General features: G+C 60.4%; 24 protein-coding genes, 3 tRNA genes and 1 pseudogene. 22 read left to right on the forward strand and 6 right to left on the reverse strand.

From position 1 onward, the window contains the following. Positions 1-25: 25 nt before the first annotated feature. Complete coding sequence (locus tag V1471_RS08915; protein WP_434288108.1) at positions 26-1,558, reverse strand: acyl-CoA carboxylase subunit beta; 1,533 nt, start codon at positions 1,556-1,558, stop codon at positions 26-28. 240 nt (positions 1,559-1,798) lie between these two features. Here V1471_RS08915 and V1471_RS08920 point away from each other — a divergent pair, with 240 nt between their 5' ends. Both V1471_RS08920 and V1471_RS08925 read left to right on the forward strand, forming a co-directional pair. Beyond that, positions 1,799-3,043 (forward strand): multidrug effflux MFS transporter, encoded by a 1,245-nt coding sequence (locus V1471_RS08920; protein WP_434288109.1) that lies wholly within the window; start codon positions 1,799-1,801, stop codon positions 3,041-3,043. A gap of 71 nt (positions 3,044-3,114) precedes the next feature. Next, entirely contained in the window at positions 3,115-4,512 is a 1,398-nt protein-coding gene (locus V1471_RS08925; protein ID WP_434288111.1) for a helix-turn-helix domain-containing protein, read from the forward strand. A gap of 113 nt (positions 4,513-4,625) precedes the next feature. Here V1471_RS08925 and V1471_RS08930 read toward each other — a convergent pair. The 3 genes from V1471_RS08930 to V1471_RS08940 form a co-directional block, all read right to left on the reverse strand. Continuing rightward, positions 4,626-4,702, reverse strand: a tRNA-Asp gene (locus V1471_RS08930). A gap of 46 nt (positions 4,703-4,748) precedes the next feature. Next, positions 4,749-4,825: transfer RNA gene (locus tag V1471_RS08935), tRNA-Asp, on the reverse strand. 162 nt (positions 4,826-4,987) lie between these two features. Then, positions 4,988-5,080: transfer RNA gene (locus V1471_RS08940), tRNA-Val, on the reverse strand. A 45-nt stretch (positions 5,081-5,125) separates the two neighbouring features. Between V1471_RS08940 and V1471_RS08945 the strand changes: the two are divergent. Further along, positions 5,126-5,824 (forward strand): annotated as a pseudogene (locus tag V1471_RS08945) (integrase core domain-containing protein). A gap of 2 nt (positions 5,825-5,826) precedes the next feature. On the opposite strand, the gene V1471_RS08950 reads toward V1471_RS08945, so the two are convergent. Next, on the reverse strand, positions 5,827-6,162 hold the full coding sequence (locus V1471_RS08950; RefSeq protein ID WP_434288113.1) for a MarR family winged helix-turn-helix transcriptional regulator: 336 nt from the start codon (positions 6,160-6,162) through the stop codon (positions 5,827-5,829). 241 nt (positions 6,163-6,403) lie between these two features. Here V1471_RS08950 and V1471_RS08955 point away from each other — a divergent pair, with 241 nt between their 5' ends. From V1471_RS08955 to V1471_RS09035, 17 genes are all read left to right on the forward strand, one after another. Beyond that, complete coding sequence (locus V1471_RS08955; RefSeq protein ID WP_434288115.1) at positions 6,404-7,585, forward strand: substrate-binding domain-containing protein; 1,182 nt, start codon at positions 6,404-6,406, stop codon at positions 7,583-7,585. 173 nt (positions 7,586-7,758) lie between these two features. Next, complete coding sequence (locus tag V1471_RS08960; protein ID WP_434288117.1) at positions 7,759-8,976, forward strand: urea ABC transporter substrate-binding protein; 1,218 nt, start codon at positions 7,759-7,761, stop codon at positions 8,974-8,976. 53 nt (positions 8,977-9,029) lie between these two features. Continuing rightward, positions 9,030-9,896 (forward strand): branched-chain amino acid ABC transporter permease, encoded by an 867-nt coding sequence (locus V1471_RS08965; RefSeq protein WP_434288119.1) that lies wholly within the window; start codon positions 9,030-9,032, stop codon positions 9,894-9,896. Next, positions 9,893-10,909, forward strand: coding sequence for an ABC transporter permease subunit (locus tag V1471_RS08970; RefSeq protein WP_434288121.1), 1,017 nt, complete (start codon positions 9,893-9,895; stop codon positions 10,907-10,909). The genes V1471_RS08965 and V1471_RS08970 overlap by 4 nt, the downstream gene beginning before the upstream one ends. Next, positions 10,906-11,628: an ATP-binding cassette domain-containing protein gene (locus tag V1471_RS08975; RefSeq protein WP_434288123.1), complete on the forward strand. Its 723-nt coding sequence runs from the start codon at positions 10,906-10,908 to the stop codon at positions 11,626-11,628. The genes V1471_RS08970 and V1471_RS08975 overlap by 4 nt, the downstream gene beginning before the upstream one ends. Continuing rightward, a complete protein-coding gene (locus tag V1471_RS08980) occupies positions 11,618-12,331 on the forward strand; it encodes an ABC transporter ATP-binding protein (protein WP_434288125.1) in 714 nt (237 codons plus the stop codon). Before V1471_RS08975 ends, V1471_RS08980 begins: the two co-directional genes overlap by 11 nt. A gap of 43 nt (positions 12,332-12,374) precedes the next feature. Then, the gene (locus tag V1471_RS08985) at positions 12,375-12,674 is read left to right on the forward strand and encodes a putative quinol monooxygenase (protein ID WP_434288127.1); all 300 of its coding nucleotides are present in this window, start codon (positions 12,375-12,377) and stop codon (positions 12,672-12,674) included. An 11-nt stretch (positions 12,675-12,685) separates the two neighbouring features. Further along, entirely contained in the window at positions 12,686-14,188 is a 1,503-nt protein-coding gene (locus V1471_RS08990) for an aldehyde dehydrogenase family protein (RefSeq protein ID WP_434288129.1), read from the forward strand. Positions 14,189-14,283: 95 nt separating this feature from the next. After that, complete coding sequence (locus tag V1471_RS08995) at positions 14,284-15,501, forward strand: Zn-dependent hydrolase (protein ID WP_434290910.1); 1,218 nt, start codon at positions 14,284-14,286, stop codon at positions 15,499-15,501. Positions 15,502-15,511: 10 nt separating this feature from the next. Continuing rightward, positions 15,512-16,585, forward strand: coding sequence for an alcohol dehydrogenase (locus V1471_RS09000; RefSeq protein WP_434288131.1), 1,074 nt, complete (start codon positions 15,512-15,514; stop codon positions 16,583-16,585). A 33-nt stretch (positions 16,586-16,618) separates the two neighbouring features. After that, complete coding sequence (locus tag V1471_RS09005) at positions 16,619-17,845, forward strand: ABC transporter substrate-binding protein (protein ID WP_434288133.1); 1,227 nt, start codon at positions 16,619-16,621, stop codon at positions 17,843-17,845. A gap of 198 nt (positions 17,846-18,043) precedes the next feature. Next, positions 18,044-19,042, forward strand: a complete 999-nt coding sequence (locus tag V1471_RS09010) for a DctP family TRAP transporter solute-binding subunit (RefSeq protein ID WP_434288135.1) — start codon at positions 18,044-18,046, stop codon at positions 19,040-19,042. A gap of 8 nt (positions 19,043-19,050) precedes the next feature. Next, positions 19,051-19,413 (forward strand): cupin domain-containing protein, encoded by a 363-nt coding sequence (locus V1471_RS09015; RefSeq protein ID WP_417280377.1) that lies wholly within the window; start codon positions 19,051-19,053, stop codon positions 19,411-19,413. After that, entirely contained in the window at positions 19,410-19,877 is a 468-nt protein-coding gene (locus V1471_RS09020) for a TRAP transporter small permease (protein WP_417280376.1), read from the forward strand. Before V1471_RS09015 ends, V1471_RS09020 begins: the two co-directional genes overlap by 4 nt. Then, a complete protein-coding gene (locus V1471_RS09025; protein ID WP_434288138.1) occupies positions 19,874-21,154 on the forward strand; it encodes a TRAP transporter large permease in 1,281 nt (426 codons plus the stop codon). Before V1471_RS09020 ends, V1471_RS09025 begins: the two co-directional genes overlap by 4 nt. Before the next feature lie 28 nt (positions 21,155-21,182). Beyond that, positions 21,183-22,427: a Zn-dependent hydrolase gene (locus V1471_RS09030; protein WP_434288139.1), complete on the forward strand. Its 1,245-nt coding sequence runs from the start codon at positions 21,183-21,185 to the stop codon at positions 22,425-22,427. After that, positions 22,427-23,365: an ornithine cyclodeaminase family protein gene (locus V1471_RS09035; RefSeq protein WP_434288141.1), complete on the forward strand. Its 939-nt coding sequence runs from the start codon at positions 22,427-22,429 to the stop codon at positions 23,363-23,365. The genes V1471_RS09030 and V1471_RS09035 overlap by 1 nt, the downstream gene beginning before the upstream one ends. On the opposite strand, the gene V1471_RS09040 is transcribed toward V1471_RS09035, so the two are convergent. Beyond that, positions 23,366-24,301, reverse strand: a complete 936-nt coding sequence (locus tag V1471_RS09040) for a LysR family transcriptional regulator (protein ID WP_434288143.1) — start codon at positions 24,299-24,301, stop codon at positions 23,366-23,368. A 179-nt stretch (positions 24,302-24,480) separates the two neighbouring features. Between V1471_RS09040 and V1471_RS09045 the strand changes: the two genes are divergently transcribed. Together V1471_RS09045 and V1471_RS09050 are read left to right on the forward strand one after the other, a co-directional pair. Beyond that, entirely contained in the window at positions 24,481-24,825 is a 345-nt protein-coding gene (locus V1471_RS09045) for a RidA family protein (RefSeq protein WP_434288145.1), read from the forward strand. 124 nt (positions 24,826-24,949) lie between these two features. Beyond that, the gene (locus V1471_RS09050; protein ID WP_434288147.1) at positions 24,950-25,600 is read left to right on the forward strand and encodes an RraA family protein; all 651 of its coding nucleotides are present in this window, start codon (positions 24,950-24,952) and stop codon (positions 25,598-25,600) included. Positions 25,601-25,606: the final 6 nt, after the last annotated feature.

The raw sequence follows: 25,606 nt of genomic DNA on the forward strand, positions 1-25,606 counted from the left end.
TCACTCGCGGGTCACACAATCCCGCTCAGAGCGGAATGTTGTCGTGCTTTTTCCACGGGTTCTCGAGCTTTTTGTTGCGCAGGGACGCAAAGGCACGGGCCACCCGTTTGCGGGTCGAGCGTGGTTGGATTACCTCGTCGATAAAGCCGCGTTCGGCCGCCACAAACGGGTTGGCGAAGCGGTCTTCATAGTCCTTGGTGCGGGCCGCGATTTTCTCCGCATCGCCCAGTTCGGAGCGATAGAGAATCTCGGTCGCGCCCTTCGCGCCCATCACGGCAATCTCGGCGGTCGGCCAGGCGTAGTTCATGTCGCCCCGCAGGTGTTTCGACGACATCACGTCATACGCACCGCCGTAGGCTTTGCGGGTGATCACGGTCACTTTCGGCACGGTCGCTTCGCCATAGGCAAAGAGCAGCTTCGCGCCGTGTTTGATGACGCCGCCGTATTCCTGCGAGGTGCCCGGCAGGAAGCCCGGCACGTCGACCAGCGTCAGGACCGGAATTTCAAACGCATCGCAAAACCGCACGAACCGCGCCGCCTTACGGGAGCTGTCGATGTCGAGACAGCCCGCCAGCACCATCGGCTGGTTCGCCACCACGCCGACCGTCTGGCCTTCGAGGCGGATGAAACCGGTGATGATGTTCTTGGCGTAATCTTCCTGAATTTCGTAGAAATCGCCCTCGTCCGCGATCGTGTGGATCACTTCCTTCATGTCGTAGGGCGTATTTGCATTGTCCGGGATGATCGTGTCGAGCGCATCGTCGATCCGGTCGGGCGCATCGAAGAACGGACGCACCGGCGGTTTCTCACGGTTGTTGAGCGGCAGGAAATCGACCAAGCGACGCACTTCGGAGAGCGCCTCGATGTCATTGTCAAACGCGCCATCGGCGACGGAGGATTTCTTGGTGTGGGTGGAGGCCCCGCCCAGTTCCTCGGCGGTCACCACCTCGTTCGTCACGGTTTTCACCACGTCGGGACCGGTCACGAACATATAGGAGGTGTCGCGCACCATGAAGATGAAGTCGGTCATTGCCGGCGAATACACGGCACCGCCCGCACACGGCCCCATGATCACGGAGATCTGCGGCACCACGCCCGAGGCCATGATGTTGCGTTGGAACACTTCGGCATAGCCCGCAAGCGAGTCGACGCCTTCCTGAATCCGTGCGCCACCCGAGTCGTTCAGACCGATGACCGGCGCGCCGTTTTGCACCGCCATATCCATGATCTTGCAGATCTTCTGGGCGTGCGTTTCGGACAGAGAGCCGCCGAACACGGTGAAGTCCTGCGAGAAGACATAGACCATACGACCGTTGATCGTACCCCAGCCGGTGATCACACCATCGCCGGGGAACTTGCTGTCCTGCATGCCGAATTCGGTGCAGCGATGGGTTTTGAACATGTCGAATTCTTCAAAGCTGCCCTCGTCGAGCAGAAGTTCGATCCGTTCACGCGCCGTCAGCTTGCCCTTGGCATGCTGACTGTCAATGCGACGCTGTCCCCCTCCCAGGCGGGCATCGTCGCGGCGATCGTGAAGTTCTTTAATGATGTCTTTCACGGGTAAGCCTCCTCGTCATTTCGCGGGCACCATATGACAGCGAAATATTCTTTCAAAGCAAGTTCTGGCAGATTTGCAAAACATGCAAAATCAATGTGCTGAAAAATGCAAATCTGCAATTTTCGTGCAATCCGAAACCGCCTGAAACGCACGAGACGCCCTCTGAGCTGTGCAAAAACAACAGCAGCTTGCGGCAGATTCCCCGTAGACAGATCGCAGCGCCCTCCCCATGGTGGCGCAATGTCGCAAAATCGCAATTCCCCCTCGGACCGCAAACCGCAGGTCCGCCTCCTCGACCGCCGCACCCCGCCGCATATCCTGACCCTCGTGCTGATGGCCGGGGTCTCGGCCATGACCATGAACGTCTTCCTCCCGGCCTTGCCGGAGATGACCAGCTATTTCGACACAGATTACAGCGTCATGCAGCTCTCTATCGCGATCTTCCTCGCGGTAAATGCCGGGCTGCAACTGATGATCGGACCGCTGTCGGACCGCTTCGGACGTCGCCCTGTGCTGATCGGCGGCATCCTGATCTTTCTCGCCGCCACGCTCGGCGCGATCTACGCCCCTTCCGCGCAGATTTTCCTCCTGATGCGCGCCGCTCAGGCCGGGATCGTCAGCGCCATGGTGCTGTCTCGCGCCATCGTGCGCGACATGGTGCCTGGCGAAGAGGCCGCCCAGATGATCGCCTATGTCACCATGGGCATGTCTCTGGTGCCGATGGCCGCCCCCACGGTCGGCGGCTTTCTGACCCATATCTACGGCTGGCAAAGCGCCTTCTGGCTGCTGTTCGGGGTCGGCGTCGTGCTTTTGCTCCTCGTCACCTTCGATGCGGGCGAGACCGCGCCGAAAACCGATGGCTCGACCAAGGCCATGCTGCGCGGCTTTCCCGAACTTCTGACATCGCAGCGTTTTCTCGGTTATGCACTCTCCGCCGCCACGGCCTCAGGCGCTTATTTCGCCTTTCTCGGCGGCGCACCCTTTCTTGGCACCACCGTGTTCAATCTGACCGAGGACAAGCTCGGCCTCTATATGGCCGCCCCGGCGATCGGCTATTTCTTCGGCAATTTCATCGCTGGAAAATACTCCGCCCGTTTCGGCATGAACACGATGATCCTGATCGGCGCAGGGATTTGTACCCTCGGCGTTTTCGTGTCCCTCCTGACCTTCCTCGCAGACCGTGCAACCCCGATGAATTTCTTTGCCATGATCTCGCTTCTGGGCGTTGGCAACGGGCTGCAACTGCCCAATTCCATCGCGGGTTCGCTCTCTGTGCGGCCGCATCTGGCGGGCACGGCGGCGGGGCTCGGCGGCTTCATGTATATCGGTGGCGGGGCGGTGCTTTCGGCCTTCGCAGGCTCCGTCCTCAGCCCGGAAAGCGGCGGCACACCGCTTCTCGTCATCATGCTCTGCGCCTCGCTCTCCTCCATAGCCGCAGCCCTTTGGGTGGTGCTGCGCGAACGCAAGCTGATCCGCGAGGGCTGAGCGCACTTTCCCCTCTTGTCAGAACGGGTTTGCACTGGCAAACCTCGTTTTGCAAAAGCGAGGACGGGGACATGGCCCAGCAAAAACTCTATGCAGGCGCGAAGCTGCGCGAAACGCGGACCCGGCTCGGGCTGACCCAGCGTTCTTTTGCAGAAAAGCTCGGCGTCTCCCTGCCCTATCTCAACCAGATGGAAAACAACAACCGCCCAGTTTCGACCGGCGTGGTTCTGGCGCTGGCGCAGGAGTTCGGCTTCGATGTCACCGAACTCTCGTCGGGCGATGCCGAACGCATGGTCACCGACATGCGCGAGGCGCTGGCCGATCCGGTGTTCTCCGACGGCGCACCGCCGCTTGCGGACCTGCGGCTTGCAGCCTCGAACGCCCCCGCGCTCGCCCGCGCCTTCCTCGAGCTGCATCGCGCCTATCGCCAGACCACCGAACGGCTCGCCTCAATGGACGAGGCACTGGGCCGAGAAGACATGCCCGCGCGCCCGAGCCCTTGGGAAGAGGTCCGCGATTTCTTCCATTATTGCGACAACTATCTCGACGCCGTCGACCGCGCCGCCGAGAACATCGGCCGCAATCAAACTCGCGGTCGCGATGTGATGAAAACCGCGCTCGACATGCTCGAACAGCACGGCATCACCGTGCGCAGCGGCGAGCGCGACTTGCGGCATTTCGATCCCGAACTGCGCGAGCTGACGATCTCGTCGCGCGCCTCAAGCGCCACGCGACGCTTCCAGATCCTGCACCAACTCGCCCTTGTCACTCAGGGCAAGCTGCTCGACGCCACGCTCGATCTGGCGCGGTTCCATTCCGAAGAGGCGCGGGAGATTGCCCGCATCGGCCTTGCGAACTATTTCGCGGGAGCCGCGCTTTTGCCCTACACCGCCTTTCTGGAAGCGGCGCAGGAGACCCGGCACGATCTCGAAATGTTGGCCGAACGCTTCGGCGCCTCGATCGAACAGGTCGCACACCGGCTTTCCACCCTGCAACGCCCCGGTGCCAAAGGCATTCCCTTCTATTTCGTGCGCGTCGATCAGGCCGGGACAATCACCAAACGCCACTCCGCCACGCGGCTACAATTCGCGCGCTATGGTGGCGCCTGCCCGCTCTGGAACGTGCACCAGGCCTTTGAGCGCCCCGGTCATTTCCTGCGGCAATTGGCGGAGACGCCGGACGGGGTGCGCTACCTCTCGATTGCCCGCGACGTCTCGAAACCCGGCGGCGCATTTCACGCCCCGGTGCGGCGCTATGCGATCAGCCTCGGCTGCGAGGTCACGCACGCCTCGGAACTGGTCTATGCCGACGATCTCGATGTCACCAAACCGGCAGCGTTCCAACCGATCGGTATCTCCTGCCGGATCTGCGAACGGCGCGATTGTCATCAACGCTCCGTACCGCCTCTGGAGCGGCGCCTGACCATCGACCCGAACAACAGGGGTACACTGCCCTATCGGATCGAGTGAATCTTTCGGTACGGCTGAGTATTTGGCCATCGGAAAACCAGCCGGAAGCGAGATGATCAAAAGACAAAACGCGCCCGAAACCGGACGCGTTTTTGTTTGCTTTTCCTGAAAAGTGGCGCGGTTGACGGGGCTCGAACCCGCGACCCCCGGCGTGACAGGCCGGTACTCTAACCAACTGAGCTACAACCGCGCAGTGCTTTTCAAAGCGTACCCCAAAGGGCTATATCAGACAGCGATGGCGCGGTTGACGGGGCTCGAACCCGCGACCCCCGGCGTGACAGGCCGGTACTCTAACCAACTGAGCTACAACCGCTCGCTGCTGCCGTTCCGGGACTTGCACCCCGAAGCGTGAGGGGCGTTCTATGGGGAGTGCGTGGTCCCGTCAAGCCGGGAATCGCGAAAAAGTGTCGGGGCAGGAGAAAAAACTTCACGGTCTTTTCAGCGCGGAGGATTTACAGGAAAGGCGAAGAGAAAATGGTGGGGCGTGAGAGGCTCGAACTCCCGACATCCTCGGTGTAAACGAAGCATCAGCCCCGATCTTCTGGACATAACCTAGATGTTTGATCCCATGGTTTGATGGTGCGCTCCTTTCTTTGGAATGGAAGGAAGTACTATGGGACAAGTTCGTCACGGCTGCGCCACGCCCACGTACGCCATCCGAGCAGCAATACAGCGATCAAAAGCTTCGACAGCGGCGCTGTGTCGGGAACTCGGGATCAATCCGAAAACGGTCGCGAAATGACGCAAGCGCGAGACGGTCGAGGATTTGAAGACTGGCCCCAAGGAGCCCCCGTCCTCCGTTCTCAGCGAGGCCGAGGAGGCGATGGTCGTTGCCTTTCGGCAACACGCGCTCTTGCCGCTGGACGACTGCCTCTATGCCCTGCTGCCCACAAACCCGCACCTAACCCGCTCGGCGTTGCACAGATGCCTGCAACGTCACGGCATCTCGCATTTGCCTGCCGTCACGCAGCTCGCTGAAAAGGCCAACAGGAACACCGCCCATTCCCGGCAGATGCGCTTGCGACATGATCTGCAAAGCCAACGGGATCGAGCACCGGCTAACCAAACCGCCCCCCCCCCTGGGCCAACGGCCAAGTCGAGCGGATGAACCGAACGATCAAAGAGGCCACCGTGAAACGCTTCCATTACGGCAGCCCCCATCTGACCGACTTCATCGCGGCTTACAACTTCGCCCGCAGGCTTAAGACCCTCAACGGGATCACACCTTACGAATACATCTGCAAGATATGGACATCCGAGCCCGACAGCTTCCCAAAACCCGATCCACCAGATGCCGGGACTGAACACCTAGGATCAGTCGCCGGTGCGCGACTGGAACAGATCTTCCAAAAGCGTCTTCAGACGTTGCAAATCTGCGTCGCTGTAGCTGCTTTCAAGTTTGCGTTCCTGTGCCATTACATGTGCATTGAGTTTACTCAAAAGCGCCTTGCCTTTGTCGGAAACGAACATGCGAACCTTGCGCCGGTCATCCGGATCGAGAACCCTATAGAGCAGCGCCTCGCCAACCATCCGGTCCACAAGCTTGGTTACCGTCGGCAGGTTAAGCCCCAAGGCCTCCGCCAGACGACTCATTGTCAGGCCGGGATCATCCGATAAGGCTTTTAAAACGCGCCATTGATCGAAAGACACGCCCTCCGCAGACATCTGTCGCGTGACATAGCGGTTCGCCATCGTCAACAGATGAGAGAGATGTTCGCTAAGGAGAGGGTCTGACATGAAGCTTTAATCGGCAATAGATTACTTTTAAAGTATATATATTGTGCAATCATACTCAGGAAAAGAGAGAAACGCGTCAAAATGAGGAAATTCGTTGAAACGCTGACCATTTGTGCGAATGGTGAAAGAAAGAACACACCTTAGGAGCCTGACAATGTGGGATGCTCTGCCTAGGGAGGCGCATCAGACGGCTTTTCTCAAACAGCCTGACATTGGCGGATCTTTGCGACATGGCCGCATCGAAGGCATCAATATCAATGCCGAGTGGTGGAACCGCGCGCGGCGCCAACCGCAACCCTTGAAAATCGGCCTGCTCGTCCCGTTTTGCGGTGCGGATGCCATTTGGGGGCCGTCTTGCCAATGCAGCGCTGTGCTCGCCGCATCAGAGCTCAACGGCGCCGGTGGTATTTTGGGACGCCAGATCGAATTGCTGGCCGCCGACGCAGGCGGGGATCCCGCAGGTGTGGTTGCCCGTGCGCGCGAACTCGTGGACGTCCATGGCGCACAGGTGTTGATTGGGGTGCATTTATCGACGGTCCGCCTGGCTCTTGCGGAGGAGTTCGCGGGCGAAATCCCCTATGTCTACGCGCCGCTTTTCGAAGGCGGCGCGCCACGCGAGGATGTGTTCACGATTGGTGAAACCCCGGAGAACCAGTTTGCCGAGGCATTGCTACATATGATCCGACGCGAGGGTGCAAAGCGCTGGTATCTGATCGGCAATGATTATGTCTGGCCACGCGCCTCTCATGACTGGGTGCGCCGCTTTCTTGGTAAAAACGGGGCTGAAGTGGTGGGAGAATCTTATGTCCCGATTGGCGAAACCGACATCGACACCATGCTCGACCGTATTTCTGAGGCTGGGCCGGACATCGTGTTTCAATCGCTCGTCGGGGCGGAATGTGTACCCTTCAATCGTGAATTCTCTGCGCGCGGCATGAGTGCCAACATGTTGCGCCTATCTGGTGCCATTGAGGAAAACACCCTTCTGGCCATCGGGCCGGATGCAACGGAAAACCTCTATTGTGCTGCCGGGTATTTCAGTGAGATCAACGGGCCGGACAATTCTAGGTTCATGGCCAAATATCGCGATGCCTTCGGCGTGAGCGCCCCGATGCAGGGAGTTTTGAGCGAAGCCTGTTATGAGGGGCTACATTTCTTTGCGGCTCTGGCCGGGCGCGCAAACTCGCTCAATCTGCCGGATCTGCGCGCTTCCTTTGAAGGCCTGCATTATTCCGGTGCGCGTGGCACCTGCGTGGTGCGTGATGGTGTCTGCGTTGGGCCGGTTTATCTGGCGCAGGCGGACGGCGCGCGATTCCGCATTTTGCAGAGTTTCTGAGCCCCATTTTCTTTTCCTGCATCATGGACTCCGCCGAATAACCGGCGGAGTTTTCTGCATTTTATGCCATTTTCCCTTCATTCAATAAATTACTTGAAAAAGAAAATAATGAAAATATAAATATTGAAAGCGGGACATAACCCGCAATCAACACATATGCAGGGAGTCCACATATGAAATTGAACCGACGCCACTTCATGGCGACGGCCGGAGCCGCTTTGGCTGCGCCCTGGGCGCGACGGGTCAGCGCCGCCGAGACTGTCACCATCTCCTCGATCTACGATCTTTCCGGCGGGCTTGAGATTTACGGCGAACCGATAGACGCCTGCTTCAATCTGGCGGTGTCCGAGCTGAACGCCGCAGGCGGCCTGCTTGGCCGCGAGATTGTCACCCGCAAATACGACCCGCAGTCGAGCATTCAGCTCTACACCCAATTCGCCACCGAAGCTGCGACCGCAGATCGTGCAGCGGCAGTGTTCGGCGGCATCACATCGGCATCGCGCGAAGCGATCCGCCCGATCTTGCGTCGCTATCAGACGTTGTATTTCTACTCGCCGCTCTATGAAGGTGGGGTTTGCGACCGCAACGCTTTCATGACCGGCTCGACACCGGCGCAAACCATCGGCAAGCTGATGCCCTATGCCGTCGAAAACCTCGGCAAGCGCGTGTACGTCCTTGCAGCCGATTACAATTACGGCCAGATTTCCGCAAAATGGGTGGAGGATTACACAGCTCAGGCCGGTGGCGAAGTGATCGCCGCCGAATTCTTCCCCCTCGACGTGACCGATTTCAATGCTGCGATCCAGAAGATCCAGAAAGAAAAGCCCGATGTGATCTACACGCTGTTGGTCGGCGGAAATCACATGTCCTTTTTCCGGCAATGGGCCGCTGCGGGGATGGCGGGACAAATCCCGATCGTCTCCACGTCTTTCGGGGGCGGTAACGAGCATATTATCCTGACACCCGAAGAATCCAACGGGGTCATGTCTGCTTTCGGCTATTTCCAGGAAATAGACACGCCGGAGAACAAGGCCTTCATCGACCGTTACCACGGTAAATTCGGGACCGATGCCCCCTATGTCACCGAACATGCCTCGGCCACCTACAACGCTGTCCATCACTGGGCCAACGGCGTGCGCAAGGCGGGCAGCTTTGATCGCATGGCGGTGATCGAAGCCATCGAAAGCGGGTCGACAGTCGAGGGCCCCGGCGGCCCCTCCACCATCGACCCGGCCACCCATCACTGCGCCACAGACGTGCATATCGGGCGGGTTAACAATCACAGCTTCGAAATCCTCGAAAGCTATGCCAACCAACCGCCTGCGGACACCGCAGCAGTATGTGACCTGATCGCGAACCCGGACGACAACCAGCAATACGTGATCGAATAAACGACCTGTGCCGGAGGGGGAGAATCCGCCTCCGGCCAAGAACGGATACTCTCGTGGACTATTTCATCGTTGTGCTGCTCCAGACCATCGGAGCGGTCGGAAACCTTTTGCTCATCAGCATCGGACTTGCCGTGATTTTCGGTATGATGCGGGTGATCAACCTCGCCCATGGCGAATTCATCATGCTTGGTGGGTTCGCCGCCATTTTCAGCGTCAAGGCAGGGATCAACATCTGGATCGCCATGCTGGTGATCGCGCCACTCTCAGTTGCATTGCTCGGGATCCTCATCGAGCGGCTCGTCATGCGCCGCCTCTATGGCCGAATGATCGACACGATGCTTGCAAGCTGGGGGCTGAGCCTTCTGCTGATCGGGCTGGCAACCATGGCCTTTGGCAACCGCGTGGTCGGTATCGCGGCCCCCGTCGGTGCATTCAGGGTCGGAGATTACAGCGTCGGAGCCTATGATTTCGTGCTCACTGCCGTGGCTGTGATCGTCCTGATCGGAGGCTATGCGCTGTTGAAATTCACGCGTGCCGGTCTGATTGCCAGAGCCACCATGCAAAACAGCGAAATGGCCGCCTCCTTAGGCGTCGAGCCCTCTCGCGTCTATGCCACGACCTTTGCCATAGGGGCCGGTCTCAGCGGGTTGGCTGGCGGGCTACTGGCACCGATTTCAGGTGTGATCCCGACAATGGGCGTCGCCTATGTCGCGAAAGCCTTCATCACCGTCATCACCGGTGGCACCAGCGTGATCGCGGGCACTGCCGCAAGTGCGTTCCTGCTCGGCAGCGTCAATTCGTTGATGACCTTCCTCTCCACCCCCGTGATCGGCGATGTCGCCCTGCTGGTCGCTGCCACCGTGTTGCTGCGGGTGTTGCCCACCGGCCTGTCGGGCCGTTTCTTCCGAGGTGCGCCATGATCCGTCCAGATCTTTCCCGCAAGCAGGCAAGTCAGATCGGCTTTGCCGCAGTTTTCACTCTTCTTACCATCCTCGTCTTTCCGAAAATCGTACCGCTCTACACGGTGATCAATATGACGCTCTATGTGTCCATGGCCGTCTTCGCCCTTTCGATGGCGCTGCTCTGGGGCTATGGTGGTGTGCTCTGTTTCGGCCAGTCCGCCTTTTTCGGACTTGGGGCCTATGCCTATGCCGTGGCCGCATTGAACTTTGGCGACACGACCTCCGCTGCGCTGATCGGCATCCTGTTCCCCGCGCTTTTCGCCGCCGCACTCGGCTATTTCCTGTTCTACGGGCGCCTCAGCGACGTGTATCTCGGGGTCATCACCCTGACGGTGACGCTGATCCTGTTCAAACTCATCAACTCGACGGGCGGCGACGCCTGGCGCATTGGAGTAGCACGCCTGGGCGGGTTCAACGGCATTCCGAACACACCGCTTCTGACTCTGCCCTTCAGCAAGACTCCACTCAGCCCCGGACAGATGTTTGGTCTCTCTGTCGCCTTGCTCTTCGTGGTCTACAGCTTTTGTAAACTACTGATCGTCACACCGTTCGGACGCGCGATCATCGCCGTGCGGGAAAACGAAATGCGGGCCGAGCTTTTGGGATACAACGCCCGCGCGCTCAAACTCGCGACCTTCGCAATTTCCGCAGGGATCGCCGGGCTGGCCGGTGTGCTTTTTGCCAATTCCGTCTTCGTCAGCCCGACGATGTTCAGCCTCTCTACCGCAGCGCAGGTGCTGATCTGGGTGGTGGTCGGTGGGGTCGGCACCCTCGCGGGTCCGGTTGTGGCCTGCATCCTGCTGCAACTGGCGACGGCCTATCTCGGCAAGCTGGGCTGGATCGACCCGAATATCGTGCTGGGCCTCGTACTGGTAATCTTCGTGGTCTTTGTGCCGGGCGGCGTTCTGCCCTGGCTGACCGCGCAGGCAAACCGCCTCATTCCCAGCAGACCAGAAGGAGAGCGCACATGAGCGACTATATTCTGCATGCCGACGGGGTTGCGATGCATTTCGGCGGCGTCAAGGCGCTCGACGGGGTCGATTTTCGCCTGCGCAGGGGGGAATTACGCTGTCTGATCGGACCGAACGGCGCGGGCAAGACAACTTTTTTCCGCTGTCTCACCGGTACGCAAAAACCCACCTTCGGCAAGATCACCTTCCGCAACGAGAACGTGGCCCTGCATCAGCGCCATGAAATCGCCCGGCTCGGCATGGGCATCAAGACCCAGATCCCGAGCCTGTTCGATGGGCTGAGCGTTTACGAAAACCTCTGGCTATCCTTGCGCGACACGCACGATCAGACGCTGCGCAAACGGCGGATCGACGAGGTCCTCAATCGTCTCGGCATCGCCGACCTGCATCCCTGCATTCTCGGCCAAATGGCCCATGGGCAACGTCAGCTTGTCGAGCTGGCCATGGTCGTCGCCTCCAACCCGGAGCTTGTCCTGTTGGATGAACCGGCGGCAGGGATGACCTCGGCCGAGGTGGAAAAACTTGCCGACATCATCCGCGAGCTAAACACGACACATACCGTGGTCGTGGTCGAACACGACATGGCCTTTATCCGCGCCATCGCGGACCAGGTCACCGTATTCCATCAGGGGCGCATCCTGACCGAAGGGCATGTCTCCGACGTGTTGAGCGACAGCCGCGTCCGTGACGTCTATCTGGGGAAAAAACATGACGCATGACCTTTTGAAGGTGCAGAACCTCCATGCCGGATACGGTCGTATTCCCGTACTCTTCGGGGTCGACCTGTCGATCGGTGCCGGGGAGTTCGTCGGTATTCTCGGGCATAATGGCATGGGCAAATCTACCCTGCTGCGCGCCTTGATGGGGCATGTTCCCACAACCAAAGGCTCTGTCTCTCTCAGCGGACGCGATCTCACGACGCAACGTCCGGCAAAGCGCGCTCAGGCTGGGATTGGCTATGTACCGCAGGGCCGCCAGATCTTTCCTGTGCTCAGCGTGATGGACAACATGCGCGTTGCCGCCGCCGCCCGCCCCAAGGCCGAGGCCGAACGCCTGATCGAAGAGGTCATCGAGGAGCTCCCGCGCCTGAAACCGATCTTGACCCGCGCTGGCGGTGTCCTGTCGGGGGGCGAGCAGCAGATCCTCGCGTTGGCCCGCTGCCTGTGCGCCGAACCGAAACTGATTCTGCTCGATGAACCGACCGAGGGCATTCAACCCTCGATCATCGAGGAAATGATCGACGTTCTACATCGGCTCTGCGCTAAACGCGGCCTGTCGATCCTTCTGGTCGAGCAGAATCTTGAATTCATCGCAAGCCTTGCCTCGCGCGTGTTGCTGATCCGGCGTGGTCAGCTTTCCGGCGAGGTCGACCCGGAGACCCTGCACGACGTCGATCTGGCAGCAGGCTTTCCCGCAGAATGACACCAAACCGGCCAGCCCCCCCCAACAGACTAATGAGGACACCATGATCACCATCACCGCCATCATCCGCTCCCGCAAAGGCTACGAACAAACCATGCGTCAGGCCCTGCTCGAAGTGGCCGAGAACGTGCGCGACAACGAACCCGACACATTGGGTTTCTTCATCTCGCAAGATCTCGAAGACCCCTGTGTCTTTACGACATACGAGCGTTTCAAGGACCGCGAGGCCATGGATGCGCACAACAATTCCGACACGGTGGCACGCTTTTTCGGGATCGCAAAACCTATTCTCGACGGCGAGGTGACACTGGTTACCAGCCGCGAAATTTCAGCCAAGGCATAAGAGGAAGACAGATGAAAAACACCCCGAAAACCCTTGCGCTTCTGGGCGAAGATGCCGCCCGGTTCATTGCCAAAGACAAGAAGATGTTCATCGACGGTGCATGGTGTCCGGCCGCGGGCGGCAGTGTCATCGAGGTCGAGGACCCGGCCACCGGTCAGATGTTCGACAGGGTGCCCCGCGGTCTGGCGGCGGATGTCGATCTGGCCGTGGCGGCGGCACGCGCGGCCTTCGATGAAGGCCCATGGGGACAGATGAGCCCGGCAGAGCGTGGCAAGCTGGTATGGAAGCTCGGCGATCTTGTCGAGGCTCATGCCGATGAGCTGGCACAGCTCGAAGCGCTCGACAACGGCAAACCTGTGACCGATGCCCGGATTGGCGATGTCGCCTTCTCCTACGAGCTTCTGCGCTACATGGCAGGCTGGAGCACCAAGATCACCGGCCAGACCATCCCCTTGTCTGCCGAGGCCCCGTTCCACGCCTATACCCTGCGCGAAGCCGTCGGCGTCTGCGGCCAGATCGTGCCTTGGAATTTCTCATTCATGATGGCGGTCTGGAAAGTCGCTCCGGCGCTGGCCGCAGGCTGCACCATCGTGCTCAAACCCGCCGAACAAACCCCACTGACCGCGCTGCGGTTTGCCGAACTGGTCGAAGAAGCGGGTTTTCCGAAAGGCGTGTTCAACGTGGTGACCGGCTATGGCCATGAGGCCGGGGCCGCGCTCGCGGCTCACCCGGATGTGGACAAGATCGCGTTCACGGGGTCGACCGAGGTCGGTCGCAAGATCCTCGATGCCGCACAAGGCAATCTCAAGAAGGTCTCGCTCGAACTGGGCGGCAAATCCCCGATGATCGTTTTCCCCGATGCCGATCCCGACGTCGCGATTCCGGCTATCGGTTACGGTATCTTCTACAACATGGGCCAGACGTGCACTGCGGGCACCCGTCTCTATATCCACAAGGACATTGCCCCCGTGATCCTCGAAGGGCTCAAGACCTTTGCCGAAAACATGACCGTTGGCGTCGGCCTAGATCCGGCCACGCAAATCGGACCTTTGGTGTCGAAGGAACAATTCGACAAGGTGCTGGGCTATATCGAAGCCGGTCTGGCCGATGGCGCAACCCTGCTGTGTGGTGGCACGCAGGTCGGCGAAGAGGGCTATTTCATCGCCCCCACGATCCTGACCGAAACGAAACCGCATATGTCGGTGGTTTGCGAAGAAATCTTCGGCCCGGTCCTGTCGGTCGCGACCTTCGACGATGACGGGTTCGAGGAAATCGTCAAGGAGGCGAATGCCTCGGTTTATGGCCTTGCCGGATCGGTGTTCACCCGCGACATCAGCCGCGCGCATCAGGTTGCGCGCAAACTCAAAGCAGGAACTATCGGTATCAACACCCACCATGTGATCGACCCGGCCCTGCCTTTTGGCGGATTCAAGCAATCGGGCTGGGGCCGCGAACAGGGCTATGAGGCCATCCTGCTCTACACCGAGGTGAAATCCGTCGGGGTGGCTTTGTAACCCCCTGCCCATCTGTTCCCTTGGAGACGCGCAGGGATTTCACCCCGCGCGTCTTTCTTAAAACGCCTTCATGGAAAGACAGACTTTTGACGAATGTGCAAATCGACGCGTCGCGCCTTTGGCAGACGCTGATGGATACCGCGCAGATCGGTGGAACCGCAGAGGGCGGGATATGCCGCCTGACCCTGAGTGCAGAAGATCGCGCGGTGCGAGACTGGTTAACGACTGAGGCCCGGCACCTTGGGCTGAGCCTCAGCACGGATCGCGTGGGCAACATGTTTCTGCGCCGCGAAGGGCGCAGTGTCACCGCCGCCCCGATTGCCATGGGAAGCCATCTCGACACCCAGCCAACCGGCGGCAAATTTGACGGCATCCTCGGTGTTCTCGCCGGGCTCGAAGTGATGCGCAGCCTGAACGAGCACAATGTAGAGACCGAACACCCGTTGCTATTGGTGAACTGGACCAATGAGGAAGGCGCGCGGTTTGCCCCGGCAATGCTCGGATCCGCGGTCCATGCGGGTACGCTGCCGCTGGACGAGGCCATGGCACAGATCGATGCCGAAGGTATGAGCTTTGGCGAAGCTTTGGCACAAAGCGGCTGCGCCGGAGAGGCCGACATCGGTGCCACCCGGATCGGAGCGATGTTCGAGTTGCACATCGAACAGGGTCCGGTGCTTGAACATGCGGGCGACCGGATTGGCGTCGTCACCGGCGTGCAAGCCGCCCGCTGGTACGACATCACCCTCACGGGGCGCACCGCCCATGCCGGTTCGACCCCGATGGAGATGCGTGCAGACGCGCTCATGGCGGCGATCGCTTTCATTTCCGATGTGACCGACATTGCCCGAACTGCCGGAGGCTATGCGACGGTCGGAGAGTTCGCGATCAAGGCTCCGTCGCGCAATGTGGTCGCGGGGGAGGTGCGTTTTTCACTCGATCTGCGCCATCCTGAAGACAGTCATATCGAGGCCATGGAACAATCGGTGCGCGACCGCCTGACGGCCATCGGAGACGGGATTTCATCCCATATGAGCACACTCTGGTTCAGCCCCTCGGTCCGGTTCGACGCGGGCTGTATCGCAGCTGTGCGCCACGCCGCCGAAACCAGCGGCCTGCCTTGGCGCGACATTGTGTCGGGGGCCGGACATGATGCGGTGAACATTTCCCGTATTGCGCCCACGGCGATGATCTTTGTCCCCTGCAAGGATGGCCTGAGCCACAATCCCGCCGAAAGCGCCACAGCCGAAGACTGTGCCGCCGGAGCACAGGCCTTGCTCGACGCCGTGCTGCGCTATGACGCTTGCCCGACCTGATGAGGAAAAAATGAAAACCACAAGTTATCAATTACCCCGTTACGGCACCGCCCCGGTCGCGGTCGAGCATGAGGCCGCGGTCCCGACCGGTGCCGAAGTTCTGCTCGAAGTGGAATACGCAGGTGTCTGTCACTCCGATGTCTACATCATGGATGGCTATCAGGACCTCGGCGACGGCGAAAAGATCGACTTTTCAGAAAGCGATATGCCCCTGCCCCTGACCATGGGGCACGAGATCGTGGCGCGGGTTTGTGCCGTCGGACCCGAGGCCGATGTCGGGCTGATCGGAGAGCGTCGCCTGATTTACCCGTGGATCGGATGCGGCACATGCACCTCCTGCAAGGCCGGTCTGGAAAACCACTGCGAAACTCCCGCCTCTCTCGGGATTTTCTCGCAAGGAGGCTATGCCCGTCACGTCCTTGTACCAGATGAGCGCTACCTTGTCGCGATTGGCGGCCTCGATCCGGCATGGGCCTCGACACTGGCCTGTTCCGGCCTCACGGTCTACAGCGCCCTGCGGCAGATCATGCCCGTCAAGCCAGGCGCAACCATCGCCGTCATTGGTGCGGGCGGCCTTGGGCTCATGGCCGTTTCCATGGCCCGCGCACTGGGAATTGACGCAGTGATTGCCTGTGACATTTCCGAAGACCGCCTTGCTACGGCCCGAGATCTCGGCGCCAGGGCCGTGGTCGACACCTCCCGCCCCGACGCGGTCGAGGCCCTGCGCGAGGCCGCCGGGGGCGCACTTTACGGCGTGATCGACACCGTGGGCCTGCCCGCCACCACCACGCTGGCGCTTGAGGCGGTTATGAAAGGCGCCCGCGTCGTTCTGGTCGGGCTTCAGGGCGGACGCATCGCGCTGCCCCTTCCCAGCCTGCCTTTCAAAGCCACGGCGCTGATCGGCACCTATACCGGCAGTCTGTCGGAATTGCGTGAGGTGGTTGATCTGGCCTGTACCGGGGCACTTCGCCCGATGCCCGTCTGGGAGCGAGACATGACTTGCCTGTGCGACTCCCTCGACCGCCTTCGCCAGGGCAGCGTTCTTGGCCGCATTGTTCTCAAACCGGATCAAAAGGGTGTTTAAGCCCGATCCGCATTCCCAACAGGAGTTGTTTTCATGAAAAGACGTCAATTTTTGCAGACCGGTGCGGCACTCAGTCTCGCAGCACCTTTCTACACCCGCGCGGCCTTTGCAGAGGATCCGATCCGCATTGCTCAGATCCACGACGCCTCGGGTGGGCTCGACATCTACGGTTTGCCGATGATCGAAATGCTGCGCTACGCGGTCGAGCAGAAAAACGCCGCTGGGGGTGTGCTTGGCCGTCCCATCGAGCTGATCGACTACGACCCGCAATCGAACCTGCAGTATTACACGCAATATGCGACCGAAGCGGCCACGCGTGATCGGGTCGCTGCAGTATTCGGAGGCATCACCTCCGCCTCGCGTGAGGCCATTCGTCCGATCCTGCGGCGTTACGGCGTGCCTTATTTCTACGCCACGAATTACGAAGGCGGGGTGTGCGACCGCAATATCTTTATCACCGCCTCGACGCCGGGACAGTCCATCTCGACGCTGATGCCCTTCGCTGCCCAAAATTTCGGCAAGCGCGTCTATATCGTCGCAGCCGATTACAATTTCGGCCATCTCAGCGCCGAGTGGGTGCGCAAATTTGCCACCGATCTGGGCCTTGAGGTCATCAACGCCAGTTTCTTCCCGCTCGATGTCACCGATTTCGGCGCCGAGCTTCAGAAGATCCAGTCCGAAAAACCGGACTTTGTCTTCTCCGCCCTGGTCGGCGGCGCGCATCTGAGCTTTTATCGGCAATGGGCCGCTGCGGGACTGAACGAGACACCGATCGTGTCCTCGACCTTTGGTGGCGGCAATGAACAGGTGCTTTTATCGCCCACGGAAAGCCGCAACATCTACTCTGCCTATGCCTATTATGAAGATGTCGACAATCCGGCCAACGCCACGTTTGTCGAGGCGTTTCGCGCCACAGAGCGGGCGAAAAAGGTGCCTTATATCAATGAACTCGGCATGATGACCTATTGTTCGTTCGAACTCTGGACCAAAGCGGTCGAACGGGCCGGGACAACAGAGCGTATGCCGGTCATCGAAGCCCTAGAAGCGGAGGGTCGCTTCGACGGCCCTGCCGGTCAACTTATCATGGACCCGAAAACCCACCACACGGCGCTCAATATCTATGTTGCGCAAGCCAATGGCGCGCGTTTCGACATTCTGGAAGAACATAAAGCCCTGCCGCCACTTGAAACCGCCATGCAATGCGATCTGGTCGCCAATCCCGACGACACCGAACAGTATATCGTGCGCATCGCGAAATAAGGCGAGAAACAGGAGATAGGAACAGGTCGTATCGCGATCCCCTTGTGCGAGCGGCTTGAAACGCTCGGGCGTTCGTCAGGACACCCGGGCGTTTTTCGTACGCGGCGCATTGCTTCTGCGAATTTCTAAAATAGCGCCTGCCTATTTGTCTGAATGCAGACTTGGTGTCAGTCTTTCCAAACAACACGGGAGTCTGACATGAAAAAAATCCATAGCTTCAAAAAACGTGCCTTGCATGGCTTCACCGCCGCTGCGCTGGCCACCGGCCTGATTGCCTCTGGCGCTTCGGCCGAAACCAAAATCCGCATCGGTCACGTGCTGGCTGACAGCCACAGCTGGAACATTGCGGCACAGGGCTTTGCCGATGAGGTCGCCGAGAAAACCGAGGGCCGTGTCACGGTCGAAGTCTTTCCGGGCGGTCAGCTTGGCAGCGAAAAGGACATGATCGAGGGGCTGCAATTCGGCTCCGTTCAGGGCGGTGTGATCGGCGCGGGCTCGTTCCAGACCATTGACCCGAAAATGGGCATCATCGAAATGCCCTATGCCTGGACCTCACGCGAACAGGCCTTTGCCGCGCTCGACGGCAAGCTTGGCGATGCTCTGGCCGACATTCTCGACCAGCAGAACATCAAGGTTCTGGCCTGGTGGGAAAACGGCTATCGCAACGTGACCAACTCCAAACACCCGATCAACACGCCCGAAGACCTCGCCGGTCTCAAAATCCGCGTCACCCCGGACAAGGTGCGCCTCGCCACGTTCGAAGCGCTCGGGGCCGAACCCGCGCCGCTGTCCTTCGGTGAACTCTACTCTGCGCTGCAACAGGGCGTATTCGACGCGCAGGAAAACCCGCTCTCGATCATCTATTCCGCCTCCTTCTTCGAGGTGCAGAAATACGTATCGATGACCGGTCACGTCTGGGGCGCTGCCACCCTCGTGCTGTCGAAACCGGTCTGGGACAGCCTCTCACCGGAAGATCAGGAGATCGTGCAGGCCGCCGCGCTCGAATGGGGTGAGAAACAGCGCGACATGGTCGCAGCCAGCGACGCCGACATGATCGCCAAACTCAAAGAGCATGGTATGGAAGTCAACGAAGTCGACAAAGCGCCGTTCATCGCCGCCGTGCAGCCGATCTGGGAGGCCAATGCCGATGTCTATGGCGAAGAGCTCCTCTCTATCCTCGACGAGTACCGCAAATGAGCCGGGCCATGCCGGAAGTGAAACAGCTCGGATCGGTCGAACCGGTCCAGCTCTACGACTTCAGCCAGAAAGTCCTGTTCTCGCCAAAGGAACGCGGTGAAGGCTTCATCAAGCTGTCGGTCACGACCGGGAAACGGGGCGCGCGCAGCGTGCCCCACGCCCACCCGCGCGACGAGGTTACCCTCACGCTCAAAGGTGAAGCCGTGCTCCGCGCCAATGGCGAAGAATTCTACATGACCGAAGGCACCGCCCTGCGTCTGCCGCCGGGCGTCGTACATGAGGTCGAGGTGCTCTCCGAAGAATGGATCGTGGTTGCGGCCTATTGCGACGAATGCATGCTCTGCCGCGGTGGCGACGGGGTCAGCGCATGAAAGCCGTGATCGACCGACTGGCGCAGGGTCTCGACGGGGCCGTGCGCACCATAGGTGCCATTGGTGTCGCAAGCCTTGCGGGCATCGTCGCCTGGGTGGTGTTCTCGCGCTACCTACTGGGCCAGACGCCACGCTGGTCCGAGGAACTGCCGCGTCTTATCCTCGTATGGGTCACCTTCATCGGCATGGTTTCGGGTTTTGTCCGTCGTTCGCATTTCAAGGCGGGTATCCTCGACATGATCTTGCCCGAAGGTCGCGCACGACGGGCCACACATCTTTTGGCCGGGATCTGTTCCGGCGTGTTCCTGATCGTGCTGTTGGTCACTGGTTACAAGATCACGCTGTTCACCTGGCACCATGAAACCACCGCGATGAGCCTGCCCGGCGGGCTATTCTATCTCTGCCTGCCCATCGGCGCGGCATTGTCGCTCATCGCCTTGATCCTGCGAGGAGGTCGCCCGTGAGCTTTGAACTTTTCCTGCTGCTGGCGAGTTTTATCGCCCTCATCGTGATCGACGCGCCAATCGCCGTCGCCCTCGGTCTGGCCTCGGCGCTCTATATTGCGGTGGCCGATCTCGCCCCCCTAATGGTCGTCGCTCAGCGCATGATCGCGGGCATCGACAGCTTCACCCTTTTGGCCATTCCCCTGTTTCTTATGGCAGGCATGCTAATGGTTCAGGGCGGTCTTGCGCCACGTATCGTCGCGCTGTGCTCAGCCCTCGTGGGGCGCGCAACCGGCGGCCTGGCCATCGTCATGATCCTCGCCTGTATGCTGTTCGGCTCTCTGTCGGGCTCGGGCGTCGCGGATGTGGTCGCCATCGGCACCATGCTTTTGCCTGCCATGAAAGAGCGCGGCTATCATCCCGGGTTCTCCGCCGCCGCTTTGGGGTGTGCCGGGTCTCTCGGCACCGTCGTGCCCCCCTCCATCGTTCTGATCGTCTACGGCACGGCCACCAACACCTCCATCGGGCAACTTTTCCTGGGTGCCATCGTGCCGGGCATTCTTCTGGGTCTTGGTCTCATGGTGGTCGCCTGGTGGATTTCACGCCGCAATGGCTGGCGCGGAGGCGATCCGGTGTCCGGGGCGACCGTCCGCAAAAGCCTGATCGAGGCGGTGCCCGCTTTGATCGCCCCGGTCATCATCGTCGGCGGTATCCGTTTCGGCGTCTTCACCCCAACCGAAGCCGCAGGCGCGGGCGTGGTCTACGCGCTGATCGTCGGCGGGTTCTTCTATCGTGCGCTGTCCCTGCGCGAAACCTTCACCATTTTGCGCGATACGGTCGAAATGACCGGTGCCATCCTTCTGGTGATCGCCTCCGCCTCGGTCTTCGGCTGGATTCTCGCAGCCGAACAGGTGCCTCAACTTGCCGTGCATGGGATCGAGGCGCTGACCTCGAATGCCACGGTGGCGTTGATCCTGTTGATGGCGCTGGTGCTGATCCTCGGCACCTTCATGGAAAGCCTCGCGATCATCCTGATCCTCGCGCCAGTCTTCATCCCCGTGCTCGGCGCCTATGGCATCGATCCGGTCTATTTCGGCATTCTGCTGACGATCAATCTGGCCATTGGGGCCAATACCCCTCCACTCGGCATCGACCTCATGGCCGCGTGTCGTACCGGAGGCATCCCGATGTCTGCCGCCTTCCGCTACCTGTTGCCTTTCATAGGCTCGATGGTCGCGATCCTTCTGCTGCTGGTCCTGTTCCCCGAGATCATCACCGGCCTGACCGGGGCCAGGTGACCCCATACACTCCTGAAAGAGGTAAGCTATGACTATTTCCCCCGAAGCCCGCATGTCGGTTGACCGGTTCTGGTCGACGATTGAAGCCTCCGCCGAGATCGGCAAGGGGCGCCCGGGCGGGCTGTCGCGCCTGACGCTTACGGATAGCGATCGCGAAATGCGGGACCTGTTCTGCGACTGGTGCCGTGAGGCTGGGCTTGCGGTCGAGATCGACGAACTCGGCTCGATCTTTGCCCGCCGCGACGGGACCGACAGCTCTCTGGCGCCGATCCTGATCGGCAGCCATCTCGACACCCAGATCAACGGTGGCCGGTTCGACGGCATCGCCGGGGTTTTCGCCGGTCTCGAACTGGTGCGCACACTCAACGAGTTGGGCCATGTGACCAAGCGCCCGATCGTGATCGTTGACTGGACCAACGAGGAAGGCGCGCGGTTCTCGCCGCCGATGGTCGCCTCCGGCTGTTTTGTCGGACGCTATGAGCGCGATTGGGTCTACGATCTCGAGGCCGACGACGGCCCGCGGTTCGGCGACGAGTTGGAACGGATCGGTTACAAGGGTGACAAACCCTGCAAAGCAGGAGAGATCGATGCCTATTTCGAACTGCATATCGAACAGGGACCGATCCTCGATGCTGAAGGCCGCGAGGTTGGCGTTGTCACCGGCGGCTACCCGAGCCACGGCATGCGTGTGCGCTTCGAGGGCGAAACTGCCCATACCGGCCCGACGCCGATGGACCTGCGTCACAATGCTCTGATCGCAGGCGCGCGCTTTCTGACCGCCGTGGACGACATCGGCTGGGAATTCGCGGTGCATGACGGCAAGGCCACCGGCTCGCGACTGGCCGCTTGGCCGAACAAGCCCGGCATCCTGTCGGACACGGCGCAATGTATCGCCGACGTGCGGCATCCCGATCCGATCACGGCAAAGGTCATGGCCGAAAAAATGCGCCGCGCCGCCAAGGCCAGCGCCGCCATGGCAGGCTGTGTTGCCGTGATTGAGGACGAATGGGTCTGGGGCGGCGATATTTTCGACGGCGAGCTGGTCAATGGCATTCGCGACGAGGCCGTGCGTCAGGGGTACAACTGGCGCGATATCCAGTCGCAGGCCGGTCACGACGCCTATCACATGGCGATGCATTGCCCGTCCGCGATGATCTTTACCCCCTGCAAAGGCGGCATCACCCATAACAACAACGAATCCTGCGAACCGGAGGATTTCCGTGCCGGGCTGAACATGCTATTGCATGCCGTGGTCAAACGGGCGGATCGCTGATGCAGGTTTTCGGACATGAAGAGATCGAGGCCCGGCTGGACTGGCCGGGTCTTATCGCGGCGCTGAGGCAAGATTTTGCGGCGGCGGCCACCACCGCCCCGGCGCGTCAGGTGCTCGACATCGAATTGCCGGGCGGCGAAATCGCCTCCCTGCTGATCATGCCCGCCTGGGAGGGTGGCAAGGCCATCGGCGTCAAGGTCGTGACTTTTTTTCCGGGCAATGCCGCCAAAGGCAAGGCTACGATCAACGCCGGGATGCTGATGTTCGACGGCGCGGACGGGCACTTCACCGCAGCACTCGACGGCGATGCGATCACCGCCCGACGCACTGCCGCAGCCTCTGCACTCGCTGCCGATTATCTCGCCCGCAAGGACGCCCGGACCCTATTGGTCGTCGGCACAGGGCAACTGGCGCTCTCGGTCGCCGAAGCACATGCCTGCGTGCGGGGCTATGACCATGTTCTGATCTGGGGGCGTTCGGCGCAAAAGGCACAGAACGTCGCCGACACTCTCTCAGCCCGCGGCCTACCGGCAACCCCCTGCACCGATCTCGAAACCGGCTGTCGTGCGGCCGATGTGATCACTTCGGTGACTGCTTCGACCGTGCCGATGATCAAGGGTGCATGGCTCAAGCCCGGTTCGCATCTCGATCTGATCGGCGCGTTCAAATCCGACATGCGCGAAAGCGACAGTGCCGCGATCACCGACGCGCAGGTCTTTGTCGATGGGCGTGCAGGCGCGATTCTGGCGGGCGATCTGGCGCAACCAATTGCGGAGGGGACCTTCCACCCGGATCGGATCGCAGCCGATCTGACGGAATTGGCCCAAGGCACCCATCCGGGTCGGCAAAGCGAGACAGAGCGCACAGTGTTCAAATCCGTCGGCCTGTCGCAGGAGGACCTCACCGCCGCCTATGAGGTCATCAGCCGGGCTGGCTGATCAACACATGCCCGGATAGAGATTCAGAAGTTCGTCGATCAGATTGGCGAACTTCTCCTCGGGCGGGGTGAGCTGGCTCAAGTTCGAGGAGACGAGGAATACATCGGCGCCAAGCGGTTGATCCACGAGCCGCAAGGGCCAGAGCCGCCCCGCCCGTACATCCTCCGTCGCGGTCAAAACCGGCAAGAGGCCAATCCCGAGGCCGGAGATCAGCATCCGCCGCACCTCTTCGAGATCGCGGCTCGATCCGCTGGTGCGATTGCCGAGTCCAAGCCCCTCGCGCAGCAGATACATCGGCTCGAACCCCATGCCGTCGCTGGCGCAATCGATCGCCACGAAAGGCTCTTGTTGCAAAGCCCGCATGTGGATCTCTTCGACCCCGAACAGCGGGTGTTCCGCGCCACAGAAAATCCCGAACTCTTCGCGAAACAGGTGGCGGCAATGCAGCGTCGGCATCTGTTTCGTCAAGAGACAGACCCCGATCCCCGCCTTGTCCGTGGTAATCTGGCGTACAATGTCGAGGGAGTTCTTGACCTCAATCCGCCATGTGATCGAGGGATAGCGTTGGTGATAAAGCCGCAGCGCCTCGTCGATCAGCGGCGAATGCAGACGGCTGATCATGTTGAGGGTCAGTTCGCCGAATTCGTCGTCGTTGCGGTCCTCCGACAGGGTGCCGATGCGTTCGGCGCAGCGAAACATCTCGACACATTCCTGATAGATCTTTTCGCCCCGCAGCGTCAGCGCAAAGTGACGCGTGCCGCGAAAAACCAGTTTGCAATCGAGTTGCTCCTCAAGCTTCTGAAGCGCAAGGCTGACCGAGGGCTGACTCATCTGAAGCTGGCGTGCGGCGCCGGTAATACTCTTCTCTTCGGCGATCACGCAAAAGGTCCGCAAGAGGTTCCAGTTCAGTTCCGCGTTTTGCGATAGCGCTGGCATGCGATCTCCTTTGAGGCCTGCGGCATAGTAGTCGATTTGCCGGAGTTCGGTCAGCCCCCAGTCATAAGCACACACTATCTCACCAATAAATTCACACCGAAACCACACACTATCTCGTGCGGCCATTACTTATTACTCTTTTCGGAAAGAGCTTACGATATGTTGAAAAGGATAAACCCATGGCCGTGAAAAGATTGCACCCCGGAGCGCGGATGAGCCAGGCGGTCATTCATAATGACACCGTATATCTCGCTGGTCAGGTCGGTGAGCCGAGTAGCGACATCACCGCACAAAGCCGCGAGGCGCTTGCCGAGGTGGACCGACTTCTGGCCGAGGCCGGGAGCGACAAGTCCAAGACGTTGAAAGTGATCGTCTGGCTCGCGAATATGGATGATTTCGCGGCGATGAATGCGGTGTACGACGCCTGGATCGATCCGGAGAATCCGCCGGTACGGGCCTGTGGCGAAGCGAAACTCGCGACGCCCGATTATCTCGTCGAATTCATCGTGACTGCCGCTCTCTGAATTTTCCGACAAACGATTTTCCCCGCCCCATGCAGCCATCGTGCTGCATGGGATGGGAAAGATGTGCCCGATGTTCCGGGTTCAAACAGACCCGCGCCCGCACCGAATCCGATAGGAGCCCGACATGATCCCCGATCTCTCCGAAATTGAAACCGCCACTCTGGGGCATTTTCTCTACGAGGGCTTCATGGCTCCGGCTCTACAAGCGCTGATCCCGGCGCGCCGGATCTATGGCCCGGCGTTGACGGTGCGTCTGCCCGGGCGCGATGGATCGGCACTGGTCGAAGCGCTGTCAGTGGCGGAACCGGGCGATGTGATCGTGGTCGATCGCTGCGGCGACATGCGTCATGCCTGTTTTGGAGCGGTGACCGCGCAAGCTGCGTTCGAACGTGGCGTCGCGGGCGTCGTCATTGACGGGTTCGTCACCGATCAAGCCGCGCTTCTGGCCCTTGGCCTGCCGGTCTGGTGTCGGGGTCGTTCGCCGATCACAACACGCAACCGTCAGACGACAGGAGAGGTCGGCGGGCTGATCACCTGTGGCGGTGTGCCGGTGGCGCGGGGCGACATTATTCTCGCCGATGAAAACGGGGTCGCCGTGCTCGATCCCGAACAGGCGGCAGGCCATGCGGCGACCGCTCTGCAAATGCAGCACGACGAGATCGACATCCTCCGGCGCCTGAAAGCCGGGGAGACGTTGAAAGAGATCACCGCAGTCAAGAAGCCGGATGACCGGCCACAGCGGCGATTGCTGAACCTGACCTTCCGACAGACATGAGGACCC

The sequence above is a fragment of the Celeribacter sp. SCSIO 80788 genome (assembly GCF_051054295.1).
Lineage (GTDB): Bacteria > Pseudomonadota > Alphaproteobacteria > Rhodobacterales > Rhodobacteraceae > Celeribacter.